This window comes from Paucibacter aquatile, assembly GCF_002885975.1.
GTDB classification, from domain to species: domain Bacteria; phylum Pseudomonadota; class Gammaproteobacteria; order Burkholderiales; family Burkholderiaceae_C; genus Paucibacter_A; species Paucibacter_A aquatilis.
On sequence record NZ_POSP01000003.1, the window covers coordinates 2,083,477 to 2,102,592 of the forward strand.

The following is a 19,116-nucleotide window of genomic DNA, read 5'->3' on the forward strand; positions in this document are numbered from 1 at the left end:
GAGGGTCAAGCGCGCATGAGCAAGGCCTGATGGTCAGGCCCTAAAACTACTCATCAAGCCGCGGCCTCCAGCACCGCACGGGTTTTGGCGTCGGCCGGGAAGACATGCTCCACCCGCAGCGAGGCCAGCGTGATGTCTTGCGGCGTGCCGAAGGTGGAGAACATGCTGAAGAAGGCGAGCTCGCCGTGGACGGTGGCGAAGCGGGTGGTCAAGACCGGGGCCAGTTGGCGCGTCCAGGGCGCCAGCGTTTGGCCGCCCAGGCGCGCTTGAAACTGCGCCGCCAACTGCTCCACACGGGCTTGCAACTCGGGCACGACCGAGGCGTCGTCGCGCAGATGGGCCAGCATGGCGGGGGCCACTTCGTCCAGATTGCTGATGTGGCGGCTCATGCCTTCGGGGTGCAGCAGCAGGTCCAGCATATTGAGGCTCTGGCCCGGTGGCTGCTCGGCCAGCCAGGGCATCAGCGTCAGCGCCATCCAGCGGGCGCCTTGGTTCATTTGCAAGATGTTCCAGCCGGCGTCCATCACCATGGCGGGCAGCGGGTCATGGGCCGCCAGCATCAGCGTCAGGGCCTCGCGCACCGGCGCCAGCACCGCCGCGCCCAACTCATTGCCGCTGTAGGCGGCGGCAAAGCCGGCTTGTTGCAAGGCGGTGTTGCGCAGGGCCAGCGGCGCTTGCAGCTCCTGCAACCAGGCCAGCAGCAGCTCACGGCTGGCCTGGGCCCGCCCGCTCTCGACAAAGCTCACATGGCGCTGGCTCACCCCCAGGCGCAAGGCCAGCTCCAGTTGACTGATGCGGCGCGCCTTGCGTGCGCTTTGCAGGGTTTCGCGAAGTGAGGGGCTGGCGGCGAGCATGAGCGGATTCCACCACAGCGCGGCCGCCTCTTTTCTTCTGCTCTCTTCTCTTATCAATGACCTGCGAGGTAATTGCGGCGCTGGTGCGCGGCTCGGACACTGGCCTTGTTCTTCTTACTCATTCAACTTCTGACTGCAAGCAAGCAAGCAAGAAAGGAAGAAAACAAGCCATGAACAAGCCCGTGTTGATCGTCGTGCTGCTGCTCTTCAGCGCCTTGAGCGCCTACGCCGTGCAGCATGCCGGCGGGGTCCTGGAGTTGGTGCAGGTGCTGCTGCGCATCCCCGAGGGTTGGCAGGTGATGGCCGATCTGATCATCGTCATGGCCTTGCTCTTGGTCTTCATGCGCCGCGACGCGCAGGCCCAGGGGCGGCCGTTCTGGCCCTGGGCGATCTTCTCGCTGGTGGTGGGCTCCTTCGGGCCTTTGCTCTACTTCATCACCGCGCGCCGTAGCCGCGAGCGTGGGGTTTGAGGGTCAAGCTTTCATTCAGTTTGAAGCCGCCAAGATCCTTGCCTGAGCGAGCTCCCCGCAAGACCTGACCCTTGCGCATCGAATTCCCCTGCGCCGGGTATCAAGTCACTGCACGCGGCGACCGGCGTCAGCCCATCTTTGACCCCGACGAGCTTGTGAGCCCGCGCCGTGCTCGCTGGGTATCATGCTTCGATGATGCCGCTCCGCTCAGTTCTGCTGCTGCTGATGTGCCTGGTCGCTTGGGCGCAGCACAGCAGCGCGAAGGAACCGGTGCTGCGCGCCTGTGGGCACCCGGCCGCGCCACCCATGAGCTGGGATCAGGACGGCCAGCTGACCGGCGTTTGCGTGGCCGCAGCGCGGCGGGCCTTCGCTGCGGTGGGGCTGACGCTCCAGGTGGAGCCACCCATGCCTTGGGCGCGTTGCCTGCGGATGGTCGAAACCGGTGAGGTTGACGTCAATCTGTGCGGATTCGTGAACGACAAGCGGCTGGAGCACGCGGTGATGATGGAGCCTCCGGTCGGCCACAACGATGCGGTGCTCATCGTGCGCCGCGACAGCAGCTTGGTCTACAGATCCCGGGCTGACCTGAACGGGCTGCGCATCGGCATGGGGCGCGGGGTCAGTTTCGGGGAAGAGTTCGACGCCTATCTGGCTCGGCATACTCAGTTCGATCTTGCGCTCAGCGAAGCGCACAACCTGCAGAAGCTCTTGCTGGGAAGGCTCGACGCCGTGGTCACCGCAAGGCACGCGGGCCAGCAACAGATTCGCGCCACAGGCTGCGAAGCTCAACTGCGATTGCTGCCTGGCAAGGTGGTTGGCGGCCCGCTGTTCATGCAGATGTCCAAGCGCTCCCAGCACCTGGGTGTGTTGCCAAAAGTGACGGCCTTCATGAAACAGCCGACCCAGATCGAGTGGGTGCAAGGCCAGCAGACTCGCTTTGAAGCGATGTATGCCTCAATGAACCCGCCGGCACAGTCCAAACTTTGCAGCCGCTGAGACCGTGGCAGCTCCCTGAAGCCTGAGGGTCAGGTCTTGAATCTGAAGTCCCCAAGGCCTCAGTTCATTCACCCCCGCCCCATCTCCTGCAACAAGCTCCTCACCTTGGTGGTGATGATGTCCACCGCCGGGCCGTTGGCGCCGTGGGGCAGGATGACGTCGGCGTTGCGCTTGGTGGGCTCGATGAACTGCTTGTGCATGGGGCGCACGGTGTCCATGTACTGGGTCACCACCGACTCGGTGCTGCGGCCCCGCTCCGAGATATCGCGCTGCAGCCGGCGGATGAAGCGCACGTCCGAGGCGGTGTCGACGTAGATCTTCAGCGACATCATGTTGCGCAGCTTGGTGTCGTACAGGGCAAACAGGCCCTCGACCACGATCACCGGCGCAGGCGCCACGGTGATGGTGTCGCTGGAGCGGTTGTCGGCCGCGAAGTCATACACCGGCATGGCGATGGCCTCGCCCTTGCGCAGGGCGGCCAGGTGCTGGGTCATCAGCGGCCAGTCGAAGGCATCCGGGTGGTCGTAGTTCTGCTTGCGCCGGTCTTCCGGCGGCATGTGCGATTGGTCGCGGTAGTAATCGTCCTGCATCACCACCGCCACGTTCTCCGGCCCGATGGCAGCCACCACCTGGCGAGTCACCGTCGATTTGCCGCTGCCGCTGCCGCCTGCGACACCGATGACGAAAGGTTTGTGGGTAGTTTTGGGCATGAGGGGGTACTGCAGGAGAGGATGGAAGGAAAAGAGACGGGGCTCGGCTTTGCAGCGGGCAAGCGAGCATGCGAGGCGGGGAATGCTCGATTTTAAGAGGGGCGAGGCCGAGCGCCTTGTTTCGGCCAGAAGCGGCGCCCGCCACCGTGGCGCCCTGCCCGCCCTGCCCGCCCGTGCAAGCCGAGCCGCCGCTCGCCGCGCCCATTCAGCCATTTGCCGCAGCTGGGCGCCAACGGGCCACCCGAATCGCTAGCATGCCGCCGCGCGCTGGCTTTGATGGAGCCAGGCGCTGAAGCTGGTCGAGCCCTCGGGCGCCGCGTTTCTCTCCCCTTCTCATTCCCTTTGCCTTTCTGCCAAGCCCCATGCGATCGAGCTTCCGCCCTTGCAGCACCGCCGTTTCTGCCACGTACAACAAGCCCGCCACATGGCGCCCCATGCACTGGGCCTGGCGGGCCACAGGCGCAGCCATCTGCATGGCCGCTCTGACGGGGGCGGCCCTGGCCTCAACAAGCGCGGAGCCTGCCGCCCCTCCTGCATCGACATCGACATCGGCATCGGCATCGGCATCGGCCGAGCCCGCGGCATCCTCCGCCTCAGCGTCTGAGTTCACCCCGCCAGCGCCACCGCAGCCCCTGCCCACCATGGCCCCCGTCGCCGTGCAGGGCCAGAGCACAGCGGCGCGGGATGCCAAGACCCTGAGCCATCTGCTCAAGGCCGAGCAGATCTTTCTGGCCGAGCGGGCCCTGGCGCCCGAGGGTGTGCTGCGTTTCAAGGTGTTCGGGCGCAAGGAGGCGGAGGCCTCGCGGCTGGTGGATCTGGTGCTGCTGGCGCCGCAGGGCGCGCTGCCGATTGCGCTGGAGGCCGACGGCCGCTTTGCGCTGGACGAGGCCTGGCGGACGCTGGAGCCGGGCACCGAGCTGCACAGCCGCCTGCGTGATGGCAAGGTCACCTGGCGGGCCGATGTTCGGACGCCAGGTAGCACGCCGCAGTTGCGCCGCCTGGGCGATTTGCGCTTGCAATGCCGAGCCAGCTTCTTCAGCGGCATGGCCCGCACGGCCGGGCCGGGCGGCTTGTTCATCCACCTGCTCAAGCCACTGCTCAATGGTTGCGACAGCAGCCGCTTTGGCTGGAGCAGCTTTGCCGATGCGCCGGTGTTCGGCATCCGGCTCAAGCACGGCCAGCGGGTGCAGCAGCTCAGCCAAATGGCGCTGGGCGGCATGGGCCATCTGGAAGGCCTGAGCCTGCCCGTGTTCGACTGGAGCTACAGCTTGCGACACCAGCTCTACCGCCTGCCCCTGGGCGACAGTGCCTGGCCCGACGACACCCAGGTGGAGTTTGAAAGCATCGACAAGGACGCCGCCACCGCGCCCCTCGACCCGGCCCTGCTGCAAGCTCCCGGCCCCTTGCCCGAAGTGGCCCGCAGCCTGCAGGCTGGCGAGCTGAGCCTGTGGGACGAGATCAAGGCCCGGCTGGGCAAGGACCAGGGGATGATGCGTTATGACAGCGGCCTGCGGGTGGTGCTCTACACGCAGGGTCGCTGGCCCGCAGCCGATGCCAGCACCAGCCCCACGCCGGAGCTGGAGCTGGTGCTGCTGTTCGACGCGCAAGACCGCTTGCTCAAATGGAGCCTGCGCGCCATGGGCGAGCAGCGCCTGGCGGAAGCCGCAGCGGCACCCTGGTCGCGCTGAGACCGCTCGGCGGAAGGGATGCAACTCCATCATCCTCCGCAGACTCGCCGAACTCGGTGTGAGTTCGGCAGCCATTCCGGCCTCGCGGATGCATCGATGAAGTCCCTCGGGTATTGAATCGCCGGTCTTGCCCAAGCTCCCCGACAGAGGCGATCGCCAACTTCAGCACCCGAGCGAGACAAGGCGCGCCAATGGTTGCCGGCTCTTGGCCCTGGCTTGTCGCGCCGCTCGGTCTTGCGGACCGGCTCAGCGCGCGGCCCGTCGCGTTGGCGTCTGCAGGTACTGCTCCCGCAAGGTCTTGAGCTCACCGCTGGCTTGCATCGCGACAAAGGCCTCTTCGAAACGACTGAACAGACCGTCGTCCACCTTGAGGTTGAACGCGAAATAGCAGCCAAGGCCCTTGTGCAACACATGCACCTGCACCAGCTGACTGGGATCGTAGCCGGCCCTCGCGGCCTGAAATGCGTAGGGCAGCGTCAGGCCGGCAATCATGTCCAGGTGGCCGACGTAGAGCATCTTGGCCGAGGTCTCACTGCCCGGGGTGTTGTAGATGCTGCGCTCTGTCACACCCGCTTCCCTGAGCAATTTGCCGGCCGGCGAACCGCGCACCGCACCGATACGAAGAACCTGCCCGTCCGGAGTGGACGGCGTGAAGCTGCGTCCGCTGCTGGCCAAAGCAAGCACGGCGATCTCGCAGTCATCAATCGGGCCCACCCAACGATAGAGCTTCTCTCGTGCAGGGGCGCGAACGGTGACATAGAGCATGCTGTTGGGAACCCCCTGAACGGTGATCTGCGCGCGAGCCCAGGGCTGAATGGCGCGCTGAATTCGCAAGCCGCTGCGCTTGACGATGCGATCCAAAACCTCGTTGGCCAGGCCGAGGTAGCGGCCGTCCTCCAGGTACGAGAAAGGCGGGACGTCTTCGGTCACGCCCAAAAGATCACTGGCATGAACCGCCTGACCCGAACAGGCGAGTAGCACCGCACACAAACTGGCGCGCAGCCAGCGGTCGACTCGGGGCATGGCAGCTTCCTTCGGTCGGGTTGCAAATCCATTCTGATCCTCTCCACAAGACTTGTCGACCCACCGCAGCAAGCCCGCAAGGTCCGGCATGCGCTTCTTTGAACAGACCGCCGACCCAGCGGCTGCCATGGAGCTGAGCATGGCGAGTTGCGGCGGGTGAAGCTGTGCCGGCGGCGCCGCCGCATGCACAGCCGATCGCCGGACGCCGATGACCGCTTTGCGCGGGACGAGACGTGACCGGGCCTGAAGCCGGGCCTCAGCTCAAACGGTCGGCCAGGTCTTGGGCCAAGCCGCACAGGGTGAGCGTGGGGTTCCAGGAGCCGGAGGTGGGCAAGATGGCGCCGCCGGTCAGGTAGACATTGCTCACGCCATGCGGCCGATAGTCCAGGCCCACCACCGAGTCGGCCGGGTCCGCGCCCATCCACAAGGGCGAGGCCTCGTGCACGATGATGTTGAGCCGGATCTGCGACTGCGGAGGGCGCAGTGCACTCCAGCTGCCCGCACTGGCGCCGTCTTCGATCCAGTACTCGACGGTCGGGGTCACACCGTCGCTGGACACCAGGGCATCCAGCGTCTGGTAGGTGGCCTCATCGAGGGTGTCCCAGAGGCGCTGATCGGCTTCACTGAGACCCAGCTGCAGGGTGATGTTGCTGGTCGGGTCCGGCCCGTCGTCGAGGCGGATCCAGTTGTCAGCGTTCTTCTCGCTGACCTCGCCCAGCGTGGCGCAGACGAACACGATGTGGTCTTCGGAGCTTTGCAGCTGCTGCGGCGTGGCCACGGCGGCCGCGTCTGGGGCTTCGTGGGCAATGGTGCTCAGGTCGCGCGCAGCATCGGTGGAAGCGAAAGCGCTGACCTGCACGTGGTACTGCTGCCCCTGCGCGTCCTTGCCATCCAGATACAAAGCGCCCAGCTCCAGCGGCGCCACGTTCTTGAAGGCCGAACGCCGGACCCTCGCCGTAACATGCGACATGAAATGCCCTGTGTAGCGCTGGCCGGCCTTGGGCAAGCGCGGGCCGAAGGAGTTCATCAGCAGCGTGGCAGGCGGGATGGTGCCCATGGCCAGGATGACCTTGGCAGAGGCCACAGCCAAGGGCCCACGACTGGTGAGCAGCGCCGTCACCGTGCCTTGCTCGTCGTGGAGGAGGCGCTCCACGATGCAGTGGTCCACGATCGGCAGCGCGGCGCCCTGCCCCTGCGCGGCCAAGCTGCTCTGCCTGGCTTGCAAAGCCAGCAAGGTGCCCACGGTGGAGTATTTGTAGAACTTGACGGTCTGCCAATCCGGGTTGGCCACGGCAATGGGCGCGGGGTAGGCGTTCTGCGCCGACGGCACGAAGCGCTTGAAGTTGTCCTTCAGCCGGCAGCCCAGCTGGGCTTGCAGATTGCCGTAGACGCCATCGTCGATGCGGTCCATCGAGGTGACCTGGAGAAAGCCGCGGGCGCGCTCCCAGAAGCCCGGCTTGAGCGTGACTTGAACCAGCTCCTGCGGCCAATCGCGCATCAGATCCGGCGTGGGAGACGGCGACCAGGCGCTCCAGTAGGTCGAACGCCCACCCAGGATGGGGATGTAGCCGGCCTGGAAGAAGGCCGGGCCGGTGCTGCTCATGCGCGTGCTGCGGGTCCACGGGTAGGTGGTGGGCGGCGAGCCGGTGAAAGCCTGGAAGGCCACGGGCAGCATCTGGTAATGCACAGGCAGGACGAAGCCGCCCCGCTCGAGCACCAGGATCCTGGCCTGCGGCTTGTTGCGCAGCGCCTGCTCGATGAACGCCACACCGGTGGGGCCGGTGCCGATGACGATGAAGTCGAAGGCCTGCTGCTGGATCTGGGCCCACTGCGCGGAGCTGGCAAAGAAGGCCTTCGCAGCCATCTCGTTGACATCCGTGTTCTGCGGGCCGGGCACCGGGTAGCCCAGGGAGATGCCGGCCGGGGCTGAGGGCGCGGGGGCGCTGCCGGCTTGGCGGGCGAAGAAACGCTGGTAGTTGTGGCTCATGGCATCACCTCAACGAATGGTGCTTGGATAAGCCCGGCCATTGCGGTCCGTCGACAGCAACTGGTGGGGCTTGCCTTGCGTGGCTTGATACCAGGCGGGCAGGGATTTGAAGGTCAGCACCATGTCGAAGTCGGCAGCGATGCTGCCCTTGTCCATCGGCACATCGCCCTTGCGGTTCTGGAACCACTTCATCCACAAAGGAGAGCCCGGAGGGGGCGAGTTGAGGAAGTTAGCGCAGGGGTCTTTTGCGTTGCTGCATCCCGGTGGCAGCTGCGGCCGCGGCGTCAGCAAGGGCAAGAGGAAAGAATCCATGCCCAAGGATGGGTTCTTCGGGTTCCATTGCGCCGTGCTGTGGCAGCTCATGCATGAGGAGTTCTTGCCATTGGTGACATAGACCGGTGCCCCGACCTTGAGTTGATCGGCCTTGACACGGCTTGCGGCCGTGTCGCGCGTACCGGGGTTGGTGCCGCTGCTGTAGGCAAAGTCGTTCATGGCGCCATCGTTGGGGCCGGACAGGCGCTCGCCCCAGCCAAAGGTTTCTCCGCCGTACAAGGGTGCGGCCGGGTTGTTCCAGTTTTCGAGCAGCTTGGGCCGTGGGTTGCTGGGGTCCTTGGCCTGCGGGTCATTGCCCCATTGCGCACCGAGCACGACCATCTGATCCCAGATGCCGTTGGGGCCGCGCTTCAGCCGCTTGTCGTAGACCAGGGTGGTGAACACCCAGCCCGTCGCAGGCGCAGAGACGCTGTCCTTGACGATGATGTCGAACTGCATGAACGAGGCTTTGATCAGCACCGGCGGGCTGGCGGTGTAGTCCGGCGGTGGATTGGTGCTGGCATCGACGCTGATGTAGAGCGGCCAGCTCAGGGCCCCCTCCATGGCCGGCCAGACCTTGCCTTCGGCCGTGATGAACGACGCTTTGACCACCACCGAACCTTCTGCAAACTGCGTGCTGCGGGCGTTGATATTGGGCTGCATGGCGGTCTTGCCCCAGATGTTGTAGAGCGTGGGGGCTGCCGTGCGGTCGTAATAGGTCAGGACGTAGGTGGTGATGGGCTTGGTCAACCCGCTCTTGGCGAACAAGGACGCGTCCAGCTCCTGGCTGCCGACATACATGCCGTGGATGGGTTCGCGCAGATTGCCGATCCAGGGCTCGTTGTACCAACCGCGTTGGGCCGCATTCCAGTTGGCGTAGTCTTCAATCAAGACTCGCATATCCGGCCCCACGGCCTGCTTCAGGGCCTCGGCGTAAGCGCTGGCATTGCGGGTGCTGATGCGGCCGTTGTTGATGGCCTTGCGCCAGGGCATGGCGGGCACCGGGGCCGTGGCCGGGTAGTCATGACTCAGTTTGAAGAAGGGACCGCTGTACTGATTCGGCGGCACCACGGTGCCGTTGTTGTCAGCGAACGGGGTGTTGGGCGCGGCATGGGCCGGGCCAGCCAGCAAAAGGCTGCAGGCAGCCGACCACAGCAAGGATTTGAACGCTTTCATCATCTGCTTCTCCATCTGTTGTTGATGCGGGGAAGGAGGCGACGGGGTCAAGCCTGTAGCGGCTCGAACGCCACCTGGGGATGCCGAGCGTTGCACATGCGTTTTCTTGCATTGCTGCCGGCCATGTATTGAGCCACGCAGCCCCGATCTCGGGAGCCGGCCTCGGCGTGATTAGTTACGGAGCCAGCAGCCACGAGTACCAAAGCGGATGTCGGCTTTCTCTTCATAACGTGCGCACCGTGCGGCGCAGCGTGGCGGATGCAACCCATCCCAGCGATTCGACGGTTCGTCGCGGCACCGTCGCGCGGCGCCTGGCCGGCGGCCAAGATGCGGCCGCTGAACTGGGGCGCCATGTGATCGTGCGCGCCCATCGGTTCCTTCAACCATCAGGACAGGACGCAGCCCGGGATCCAAGTCGGGCGCGAGAGGGGCGCACATGAACACCGAGGCACACGCAAGGCACAAGCGGCTGTGGATCTGGGGCGGCGGGGCGGCCTTGTTCGAGGCGCTGAGCTATATCGTTGGCTTTGCGGCCATCACGACCTGGCTCAAACCCGAGCAGGCCGAGGGCTGGGATGCGGCTCGCAGGCTGGCTTTTGTGCTGGAGCGGCAGGCTGCATTTCAGGCCGTGAACCTGCTGGTGTATGTCGCCTTCGGCCTGGCGCTGGTGCTGCTCAGCTCCGCGCTGCACGAACGCTTTCGCGCATCGGGCAATGAAGCGCTGATGCGTGTGGCCTCGCCGTTTGGCTACATCTGGGCAGGCCTGGTGATCGCCAGCGGCATGCTCTCCAGCGTGGGCCTGACAGCCGTGGCCACCCTGCACGCCAAGGATCCCGCCTTAGCCATGACTGTCTGGCAGATGCTGACCATCTTCCAGCGCGGCTTGGGGGGCGGGGTTGAAGTGGTGGGCGGGGCCTGGGTCTTGCTGCTGGCGATCGCCGGGCTGCGGGAATCACGCGCATCCGCACTGGCCTGGCTGGGCCTGCTGTGCGGCAGCTGCGGTGTCTTGACCCTGCTGCCGCCGCTTCGCGATCTTGGCGCCGTTTTCGGCATCACCCAGATTGTCTGGTTCACCGGTGTGGGCCTCATGCTGCTGCGGGCGGGGCGACGCACGAGCGTCGGCTGATCCCTGCCGATGCCCCGCGGGGCGCGCGGCCCATCGGGGTCATGGCGCTTGCATGAGACCGCCTGAGCTCAAGGCAGATCGCCGAAGAGATCAGGCCCGAAGACCTCGTAGTGAATGCGGCTGCGCTCGATGCCCTGGGACAGCAGGGTGCGGCGCTGCGCCTGCATGAAGGCCAGGGGGCCGCAGAGGTAGAAGTCGGCATCGGCGGGCCAGGGGCCCAGGTCGTGCGGGCCGTCCAGAGCCATGCGCCCGGGCACGGCGCCGGGGCAGCGCTGGCTGCCCTGCTCCAGCCAGAGTTGGTAGCGCATGTGGGGCAGGCGGGCCAGGGTGGACTCCACCTCTTCGCGCAGCGGATAGTGAGCGGGGCTGGTGGCGGCATAGGCAAAACACAGTGGCCGCTCGGGCTGGCTGTGGGCGATGTGCTGCAGCATGGACACCATGGGCGTGATGCCCACGCCGGCGCTGATCATCACCACGGGCTGCAAGCCCGGGCGGAGCTGGAAGTCACCCGCCGTGAGGCCCACGCGCAAGCAGTCGCCCACGCGGATCTGCTCATGCAAGCGGGTAGAGACCAGGCCGTCGGGGCGGCCCGCCGGCTCGCCCTCCTTCGACGCCTCGCCTCTCACGCGCTTGACGGTGATGCGCCAGACGCCCTCGCCAGGCCGGTTGGACAGGCTGTACTGGCGGATCTGGCTCAGGCCCAGTTCGGGCAGGGGCAGCGCCACGCTGAGGTACTGGCCGGGGATGAAATCGGGCAGCGGCCTGCCGTCTGGCGCGCGCAGGGTCAGGCTGAGCGTGTCTTCGCTGCTGGCGTGCAGATCGCAGACCTCCAGCTCGGGCCAGGCGCCGCCGACGGCCCAGTGGCGTTCCTGGTAGAGCCGCGCTTCGCGGGCGATCAGCTCGGAGGCCATCAACCAGTAGACCTCGTCCCAGGCGCTGGCGATGTCGACCGTGATGGCCGCGCCCAGCACCTCGCCGATGCTGGCCAGCAGGTGACGGCCGACGATGGTGTACTGCGCCGGCGTGATGCCCAGGCTGACATGCTTGTGGGCGATGCGCTCCAGCACGGGGGCGATCAGCTGCGGTTGGTCCATGTGCGCGGCGTAGGCGTAGACCGCACGGGCCAGGGCTTGCGCCTGCTCGCCCTGTGACTGGTTGCTGAGATTGAACAGATTCTTCAGCTCGGGGTGCTGGCCGAGCATGCGTTGGTAGAAGTGCCGGGTGATGGCTTCGCCATGTTCCAGGACCACGGGCAAGGTGGCTTCGATCCAGGGGCGTGCGGTGGTGGAGAGCATGAGAGTGTCGAGCTTGTGAGAGGAAACGGAGGCTTGAAGGTGCTGCAGGCGGCGCCGGGCTCAGGCCACGCGCGCCAGGGCTTCTTGCGCAGCGAGGCGGGCGACATAGCCGAGCTTGAACACGCCGGCCGCCACCGGAATGGCCAGGTGGGCCACGATTTGCGCCGGCAGCGAGAGCTTGTGCGCCAGGGGGTAGGCCAGCACCACGGCCGCCGCCACCACCAGGGCCGAATAGCCCATGGCCTGGCGCGACCAGGCGAGCACACGGCGGGCCTCCCAGGCCGGCGCGTTGGCGGCCTTGGGCCCAGCGACCGCAGCGGGCGCAGCGGCCGCAGCGGGGGCTGGAGCGGCAGCCACGAGCGCGGACACGCGTGAAAGGCGGCGGGCCGGTGCGACCGAGATCAGGGCAGAGCTGGGGGCATACGAGAGTGCGAGCGATGACATGGTGGTCTTTCTTGGCTTGGGTTTGAATTTATAAGATGCATTTTGCATGCATCTTTGAAGCCTGAATCCAACAGGGCTATTGCTGATCGCCCCGAGATAGGCCATTCGGCCCTGGTCTACCATGGGCGCATGCAAATCACCCAGCACACGGACTACGCCCTGCGGGTGCTGATCTACCTCGCCAGCAACGAGGAACGATTGGCCACCGTGCAGGAAATCGCCGAGCGATTCGACATCTCGCGCAACCACCTGACCAAGGTGGTGAACGGCCTGATCCGCAGCGGCTTTGTCGAAGGCCTGCGTGGCAAAGGCGGCGGCCTGCGCCTGGCCCGCGCCCCGGCCGAGATCGGCGTGGGCGATGTGGTGCGACAGATGGAAGGCGAGCCCGTGCTGGTGGAATGCTTTGGCGAAGACAACCAATGCGTGCTGGGCGCCAACTGCCGGCTCAAGGGCGCGCTGAAAAGCGCCCTCAAGGCCTTCTTCGCCGAACTGGACGCCGTCAACCTGGCCGATCTGGTGGGCAAACCGCAGTGGCGCCTGATGCACGCGCCGACCCGGCCCGCACCGCGCTCGGCCTGAGCCAAGGCAGGGCAGCCCCTGATCACAGAGAAAAGCCAGCGGCCTTTTCGGCACGCTGGCTTTTCATAACTGCCCTCTCACGCGGTGCCGTCGAGGCGCCGCGCAGGAGCTGAGGCTCAGTAGCGGGTGCTCAAGCTCAACCCGCTGAAGGCGGTCTTGCCGCTCACTGTCAGGTAGATATAGCCCGGCGTGTAGACCGGTACCACCACGGTTTCAGCGTTGCCGCTGTTGGTGGAGCGGTAGTTATGCGAGCTCGGGCTGGCCCAACCCTGGGTGTTGACGTAGAGGTCGGCGTTGCCGCTGCCGCCGCTGGTCTGGATGCTCAGCTGCACATTGGGTTTGTCCACGTAGATGTAGTAGTAACGCAGATCCCCCGCGGCACCGGCCAGGCCCGCGCGCACGCAGCCATTGCTCATCTGATCGCTGCGGCCGGGGCAGAGATTCGGCGTGCTGGTGGACACGGTGAAGCTCTGGCTCTTGGGCGGGTTGCTGCTGGCACCGGCGTTGTCCTTGACCGTCAGGGTGACGGTGTAGGTGCCGGCAGCGGCAAAGGTCTTGCTCGGGTTGCGCGCCGTGGAGCTGCTGCCGTCGCCAAAGGTCCAGGCCCAGCTCACCACGCTGCCGTCGGCATCGCTGGAGCTGTCGGTGCAGTTCAGGGTCAGGCCCGTGGCGGTGCAGCTGAAGTTGGCGACTGGCGCCTGGTTGCTGGCGACCCTCACCGTGACCTGCTGGGTCTTGGGCGGGTTGCTGGCGGCACCCTTGTTGTCCTTGACCGTGAGCGTGACCGTGTAGGTGCCGGCTTGGGCGTAGGTCTTGCTCGGGTTCTTGACGGTGGAGCTGCTGCCGTCACCAAAGCTCCAGGCCCAGCTGGCGACGCTGCCATCGGGGTCGGTCGAGGTGTCGGTGAAGTTGGCCGTCAGGCCCGAGGTGCTGAAGGTGAAGCCGGCAGTCGGCGCCACATTAGCGGGCGGCGTGCCGTTGGCGCAGTTCACCCCGTTGGTGTTGACCGTGCCCAGCCAGCTGCGGAACTCGGCGTCATAGCGGCTGCCGATGGTGCTCTTGAGGAAGCTGCGCGCGCCCGTCCAGTCGCCCTTGCGGTAGAAGCTCAGCAAGGTGCTCACGTCGGCGCGGTGGCGCTCCATCATGAAGCTCACGGCCAGATAGCCCCAGCGGTAGACGCGGTCCTGGTTGCCGTAGTCGGTGTCGAAGAGCTGGTTCAGCGTGTAGGTGTAGCTGCCGGCCATGCTCAGCGCCGCGTCGTAACGCTGGTTGAGGTAGCAGTACGCCACATGCTCGGCCAGACCCTCGCTCCACCAGACGGTCGGCGTCGTCATATTGGCGCTGAAGTCGCCGTACATGTCGAAGCGGCCATCGAGGTAGTGGGTGTACTCGTGGTTCAGATTCCAGACCTGGAAGCTGGGGCGCAGCCAGTCGGCCTCGTAGGCCACGAAGCGGGCCTGGTTGCCGGCCGCGGCCGGGTCGCCCTCGAGGTACATGCCGCCGTTGTTGGTGTCCATGCCGAACAGGGCGCCACCGTAGTCCTCGTAGTCGCTGGGGCTGTCGAAGACCACCAGCTCCAGGCTGCTGTTGAAGTCATTGGCCACGGGCTGGCGATTGGTTTGCAGCTTGTCGTGGAAGTAGCTTTCCTGGTTCACCACCGAGCTGCAGGTGCTGGTCTGCTCGGCCGCCGTCATGGACTGGGCGCGCAGGGTCAGGCTGGGGCTGCAGGTCTTGCGCAGGGGCAGGATGGCCGCTTCGGTGCGGGCCTTCCAGTTGCAGTTGCCGTAGTAGTTGCAGTTGCCGGCATCGTAGTAGTCGGTCATGTCGGCCAAACCAACCCAGATGCCGCCCGAGGGCGTGTTCAGGCTGCTGCGTGTGGTCAGACCCTGCACCAGCGGCCGCACCGTGGGCTTGAGGCTGGCGTACTGCAGAAAGCGCGAGAGCTCACGCGAGGCGTTCTTGGTCAGGAAGGCGTTGCCGGTGCCGAGCAGATTCCAGTTGCGGCTGGCGAAATCGCTGAGCGCGTAGACGGTGGAGCTGTCGCTCTGCACGGCTTGCTGGAAGTCGGTCTCCTGATGGCCGCGGAACAGCACCGTGAAGGAGTTGTTGGCGGCGTTGCGCATATTCCAGGAGCTGTTCCAGCTGGCGCTGTAGTCGTTCAGCAAACGGCGCACCACCCAGAGGTAGCGGGCGTTCTGCACCGAGGAGTCGATCAGGATGACCGCCTCAGACAGGGTCTCGCCGTTGGCATCGCTGTTCTGAAAGATGTTGGCGTTGTTGAACAAGGTGTCCAGCGCGCCTTGCAGCGAGGTCTTCAGGCCCGGGCCGTAGCTGCCCACATCACCGGCGTTGTAGTACTGGACGTAGTAGCCCGCGCGCAGGTAGAGCACCAGATTGGCCGCGCCCTGGCTGTTGTTACCCGGGTAGCTGGCGGCATAGCTGCGCAGGCCATCGGCCACGCTGCGCATCTGCGCCTCGCTGAAGGCGCTGCGGGCATTGCTGCCGGTGAAGCCGAAGGTCTCGTTGACGCACTCCATCGTGCTGCCGCGGATCGCATCGACCAGGGCCCAGCCGGAGTTGCGGGTGAAGATGCTGGTGTCGCAGGCTGCCAGCGTGGCCGCGCCGGTCTTGGCGGCGGGTTTGCGCAGCGCATCGCGGCTGTGGTGGTCACGCAGATGGTCGAGGGAGCTGGGCGTGGGCGCGCGGTCCTTGGCGCTGAGCGGCTTGCGGGCGGGGGTTCGCTCCGCATCCAGGCTGGGCTGGGGGGCCAGATGGGACGCGGGCAGCGCCGCTCCTTGCGGGGCGGCCTGGGCCGGGGCCGAGAGGCTCAGGCAACTCGCCAAGGCCAGGCTGACGCCGGCCAGATGGTGGGTTTTCATTGCTGGTTGTCTCCGTTGTTGTGGGGATATGCCCAAGGGCCGAGAGGCCGTGTCACGCTGGTGCCGCAACTGGCTTCTCGCTTGGGCCCGCAGCGCTGCGGCGCCGGCTCCGCAAGGCCTACCAACGGTTCAAAGCACCGCGCTTGTGCACCCGCTGGAATAGATATATTGGCGATATGCGCGCAATATTCATATCTGGTTAACCCCAGATGTCAGCGGCGAAAGCCCTGTGGTATTTGCCGATGAGCTTGCGCGTCAGGCTGCGAGGCAAAGGGCTACGCGCGAGCTGAGGCGCTCCAATCGATGCGATGGAGGGGCCGCGCACACCAGCGCGCACAGCAAAGAAAAAAGCCAGCGGCCTCCCGGCCACTGGCTTTTGTTTACCGCTGATTTTCTGGGTTACCGCAGATCAGCTCAAGAAGGCAGGCTCAGCCGCCCGTCCCGAGGTTCACGGCAGTTCCACGCCCACAGCTCAACGGCCTAGGTCGAGATTCACAGGATCTCGACCCCGACGGCTGTTGCCTCGCCACCACCGATGCACAGCGCGGCCACGCCGCGCTTCAGACCACGGTGCTTGAGCGCGCCGATCAGGGTGACCAGGATGCGGGCGCCCGAGGCGCCGATCGGGTGGCCCAGGGCGACAGCGCCGCCGTTGACGTTGACGATCTCGTGCGGCAGCTTGAACTCGGCCATGGCCGCCATGGTGACGGCGGCAAAGGCTTCGTTGACTTCCCAGAGGTCGACGCTCTTGGCATCCCAGCCGTTCTTGTCCAGCAGCTTCTGGATGGCGCCGACCGGGGCGGTGGTGAACCACTCGGGGGCGTTGGCATGCACGGCAGTGCCGACGATGCGGGCGATGGGGGCCAGGCCCAGCTTGGCGGCCGTGCTTTCACGCATCAGCACCAGGGCGGCGGCGCCATCGGAGATGGAGCTGGAGGTGGCGGCGGTGATGGTGCCGTCTTTCACGAACGCGGGCTTGAGGCCGGCGATCTTGTCCAGCTTGGCCTTGAAGGGCTGCTCGTCGCGGCTGATGACGGTGTCGCCGGCACGGCCGGAGATGGTGACCGGCGCCATTTCCCAAGCAAAGCTGCCGTCTTCATTGGCGCGCTTGGCGCGCTCGGTTGAGGCGACGGCGAAGGCGTCTTGCGCCTCGCGGGTGAAGCCGTACTTGCTGACGCAGGTTTCGGCGAACACGCCCATGGCCTTGCCGCGCTGGTAGGCGTCTTCCAGGCCGTCCAGGGCCATGTGGTCGTACATGGCGGTGGCGCCGTACTTCACGCCCTTGCGCGCGAACATCAGGTGCGGGGCGTTGGTCATGGATTCCATGCCGCCGGCGATCAGGATGTCGGCGCTTTCGGCCTTCAGCGTGTCATGGGCAAACATGGTGGCGCGCATGCCGGCGCCGCACATCTTGCTCAGCGTGACCGCGCCGACCGATTGCGGCAGGCCGGCCTTGAGCACGGCCTGGCGGGCGGGGGCTTGGCCTTGGCCGGCCATCAGGCAGTTGCCGATGAAGGCTTCCTGGATGGCATCACCCGGCACACCGGCGCGCTCGACGGCGGCCTTGATGGCCACGGCCGCAAGCTCCCAGGCTTGCAGGCCGGCGAAATCACCGAGCAGGCCGCCGATGGGCGTGCGGGCGGCGGAAACGATAACGATGGATTCAGTGGACATGAGAGGCTCCTTGGGGAGTTCAACAACAACAAACAAAAAAGAACGGGGACAGCGAGAGAAAACGGGCGCGAGCGCTTCAGTGCAGCGCCGCCGGGGTGGGCGGGGGCTGCTGCAGAAAACGCCGCTGCGGGTCGTAGGGAAAGACGTCGTGCACATGGCCGTCCAGCGTGCGCTGCTGGTGGCGCTGCCAGAACGCGGGGTCGAGCAGATCGGCGTGGTGGCGCATGAAGACCTCACGCACGCCGGGGTGGCCGAGCAGGAAGGGGCCGAAGGTCTCGGGGAAGACATCGCGCGGGCCGACGGCGTACCAGACCTCGCCGGACAGCTCCTCTTCCTCGTTGCGCGGCGCGGGCACGTGGCGGAACTTGCAGTCCGTCATGTACTCGATCTCGTCGTAGTCGTAGAACACCACCTTGCCGTGGCGGGTGACGCCGAAGTTCTTCCACAGCATGTCGCCGGGGAAGATGTTGGCGGCCAGCAGGTCCTTGATGGCATTGCCGTACTCGATCACCGCATGCTCCAGCTGCGCGGGTGTGGCCTCTTGCAGGTAGATGTTGAGCGGCACCATGCGGCGCTCGATGTAGACATGGCGCAGCACCAGATGCTCGCCGCCTTGCTTGTCCCCTTCTTCTTCCAGCAGGCTGGGACAGAAATGGCGCAGCTCGGCCAGCAGCTCCTCTTCAAAGCGATGGCGTGGCAATGCGACGTTAGAGAACTCCAGCGTGTCGGCCATGCGGCCGACACGGTCGTGCTGCTTGACCAGCAGGTACTTGCTCTGGATCAGCTCCCGGGTGGTGTTTTCCTTCTGCGGCGGATAGAAATCCTTGATCAGCTTGAAGACAAAGGGGTAGCTGGGCAGATCGAACACCAGCATGACCATGCCCTTGATGCCGGGGGCGATGCGGAACTTGTCGCTGGAATGGCGCAGATGGGCGAGCAGGTCGCGGTAGAACAGGTTCTTGCCATGCTTTTGCAGGCCGATGGCGCTGTAGAGCTCGGCGCGCGGCTTGCGCGGCATCAGCGAACGCAGGAACTGCACGCAGGCGCTGGGCACGGCCATGTCCACCATGAAATAAGCGCGGGCGAAACTGAACAGCATCAGGAGATCGTCTTCGCCGAACAGGGCGGCGTCGATGCGCAGCAGGCCCGATCGCTCGGCGTGCAGGATGGGCAAGGCAAACGGCGTCTCGGTGAAGCCGTTGATGATCTTGCCCACTAGGTAGGCGCCCTTGTTGCGGTAGAACAGGCTGGAGAGCACCTGGATCTGGAAGTTCGCCCGCCAGCGGAAATCACCGAGCTGGCGCTGCACCGCCTGCAGCACCAGGTCGACATCGCGGCCCAGATCTTCGAACTCGACCTCGAGCTGGAAATTGGTCAGCACCCGGCACCAGGTGTCGTGCAGGTTCTGCGGCGTCGGGTAGTAGGCGCGGTAGGTCGCGCGGGCGGCCGGCTCCTCGTTCTCGATGTACTCGGTGGACACAGCCGGGCGCACGAAGAGGAATGAGTTGTGGAAGTAGCCGCGGTGCAGGATGCGGGTGCAGACGGAATTGAAAAAGGTCTCGGCCAGCTCGGGCTGCAGGTGGTCGATCAGCAGGCCGATGAAGTGCAGCTTGACCTGCTGCCAGACGTCCATGGCCAGCTGGCTGGCTTGGAAGCGCGCCTCCAGCAGAGCCACGGTTTCGTCAACCCGCTGCTCGTAGAACTCGATGCGCAGGGCCTGCGCGCGCTGCTGGCCCTGCCAGTCGGCCCGCTCGAAGCGCTGCTTGGCGGCGGCGCTGGTGGCGCCGAAAAGTTGGTAGTGGCGGTCAAAACCGCCCAGCAAGGTCTGCGCGATCTCGAAGGCCCGGGCGTCGGTCAGCTTCTGCGGAAACATGGACGGGCGCGCCGGGCTGGGACGAGAGAA

16 protein-coding genes are annotated in these 19,116 nt (G+C 65.8%); 6 read left to right on the plus strand and 10 right to left on the minus strand.

What is annotated here, in order from left to right:
* Nucleotides 1-53: 53 nt before the first annotated feature.
* A complete protein-coding gene (locus C1O66_RS12185; protein WP_102768123.1) occupies nt 54-854 on the minus strand; it encodes a helix-turn-helix domain-containing protein in 801 nt (266 codons plus the stop codon).
* A 170-nt stretch (nt 855-1,024) separates the two neighbouring features.
* On the opposite strand from C1O66_RS12185, the gene C1O66_RS12190 reads away from it, so the two are divergent.
* The gene (locus C1O66_RS12190) at nt 1,025-1,324 is read left to right on the plus strand and encodes a hypothetical protein (RefSeq protein ID WP_102768124.1); all 300 of its coding nucleotides are present in this window, start codon (nt 1,025-1,027) and stop codon (nt 1,322-1,324) included.
* A 192-nt stretch (nt 1,325-1,516) separates the two neighbouring features.
* Nucleotides 1,517-2,320, plus strand: coding sequence for a substrate-binding periplasmic protein (locus C1O66_RS12195; protein ID WP_102768125.1), 804 nt, complete (start codon nt 1,517-1,519; stop codon nt 2,318-2,320).
* Between the two features lie 68 nt (nt 2,321-2,388).
* Here C1O66_RS12195 and udk read toward each other — a convergent pair whose 3' ends face one another.
* Nucleotides 2,389-3,030 (minus strand): uridine kinase, encoded by a 642-nt coding sequence (gene udk / locus C1O66_RS12200; protein WP_102768126.1) that lies wholly within the window; start codon nt 3,028-3,030, stop codon nt 2,389-2,391.
* Nucleotides 3,031-3,454: 424 nt separating this feature from the next.
* Between udk and C1O66_RS12205 the strand changes: the two genes are divergently transcribed.
* Nucleotides 3,455-3,634, plus strand: coding sequence for a hypothetical protein (locus tag C1O66_RS12205; RefSeq protein ID WP_102768127.1), 180 nt, complete (start codon nt 3,455-3,457; stop codon nt 3,632-3,634).
* 37 nt (nt 3,635-3,671) lie between these two features.
* The gene (locus C1O66_RS12210) at nt 3,672-4,718 is read left to right on the plus strand and encodes a hypothetical protein (RefSeq protein WP_102768128.1); all 1,047 of its coding nucleotides are present in this window, start codon (nt 3,672-3,674) and stop codon (nt 4,716-4,718) included.
* A 246-nt stretch (nt 4,719-4,964) separates the two neighbouring features.
* Here C1O66_RS12210 and C1O66_RS12215 read toward each other — a convergent pair whose 3' ends face one another.
* From C1O66_RS12215 to C1O66_RS12225, 3 genes are all read right to left on the minus strand, one after another.
* Entirely contained in the window at nt 4,965-5,741 is a 777-nt protein-coding gene (locus C1O66_RS12215) for a substrate-binding periplasmic protein (RefSeq protein ID WP_165794582.1), read from the minus strand.
* 256 nt (nt 5,742-5,997) lie between these two features.
* Nucleotides 5,998-7,728 carry a GMC oxidoreductase gene (locus C1O66_RS12220; protein WP_102768130.1) on the minus strand — a complete coding sequence of 577 codons (1,731 nt, stop codon included), beginning with the start codon at nt 7,726-7,728 and terminating at the stop codon, nt 5,998-6,000.
* A gap of 9 nt (nt 7,729-7,737) precedes the next feature.
* On the minus strand, nt 7,738-9,219 hold the full coding sequence (locus C1O66_RS12225) for a hypothetical protein (protein WP_133155193.1): 1,482 nt from the start codon (nt 9,217-9,219) through the stop codon (nt 7,738-7,740).
* A gap of 433 nt (nt 9,220-9,652) precedes the next feature.
* On the opposite strand from C1O66_RS12225, the gene C1O66_RS12230 reads away from it, so the two are divergent.
* On the plus strand, nt 9,653-10,342 hold the full coding sequence (locus C1O66_RS12230) for a hypothetical protein (RefSeq protein WP_102768132.1): 690 nt from the start codon (nt 9,653-9,655) through the stop codon (nt 10,340-10,342).
* Between the two features lie 68 nt (nt 10,343-10,410).
* Here the strand turns inward: C1O66_RS12230 and C1O66_RS12235 are convergent, their stop codons facing one another.
* Together C1O66_RS12235 and C1O66_RS24090 are read right to left on the minus strand one after the other, a co-directional pair.
* A complete protein-coding gene (locus tag C1O66_RS12235) occupies nt 10,411-11,637 on the minus strand; it encodes a globin domain-containing protein (RefSeq protein ID WP_102768133.1) in 1,227 nt (408 codons plus the stop codon).
* Between the two features lie 60 nt (nt 11,638-11,697).
* Nucleotides 11,698-12,081 carry a hypothetical protein gene (locus C1O66_RS24090; RefSeq protein ID WP_207795944.1) on the minus strand — a complete coding sequence of 128 codons (384 nt, stop codon included), beginning with the start codon at nt 12,079-12,081 and terminating at the stop codon, nt 11,698-11,700.
* A gap of 129 nt (nt 12,082-12,210) precedes the next feature.
* Here C1O66_RS24090 and C1O66_RS12245 point away from each other — a divergent pair, with 129 nt between their 5' ends.
* Entirely contained in the window at nt 12,211-12,660 is a 450-nt protein-coding gene (locus C1O66_RS12245) for an RrF2 family transcriptional regulator (RefSeq protein ID WP_102768134.1), read from the plus strand.
* Between the two features lie 116 nt (nt 12,661-12,776).
* Here the strand turns inward: C1O66_RS12245 and C1O66_RS12250 are convergent, their stop codons facing one another.
* The 3 genes from C1O66_RS12250 to aceK all read right to left on the minus strand — a co-directional run bounded on the left by C1O66_RS12250 (nt 12,777) and on the right by aceK (nt 19,086).
* Nucleotides 12,777-15,539 (minus strand): collagenase, encoded by a 2,763-nt coding sequence (locus C1O66_RS12250; RefSeq protein ID WP_102768135.1) that lies wholly within the window; start codon nt 15,537-15,539, stop codon nt 12,777-12,779.
* Between the two features lie 492 nt (nt 15,540-16,031).
* Nucleotides 16,032-17,213 (minus strand): acetyl-CoA C-acyltransferase, encoded by a 1,182-nt coding sequence (locus C1O66_RS12255; protein ID WP_102768136.1) that lies wholly within the window; start codon nt 17,211-17,213, stop codon nt 16,032-16,034.
* 76 nt (nt 17,214-17,289) lie between these two features.
* Complete coding sequence (gene aceK, locus C1O66_RS12260) at nt 17,290-19,086, minus strand: bifunctional isocitrate dehydrogenase kinase/phosphatase (protein WP_102768137.1); 1,797 nt, start codon at nt 19,084-19,086, stop codon at nt 17,290-17,292.
* Nucleotides 19,087-19,116 lie beyond the last annotated feature (30 nt).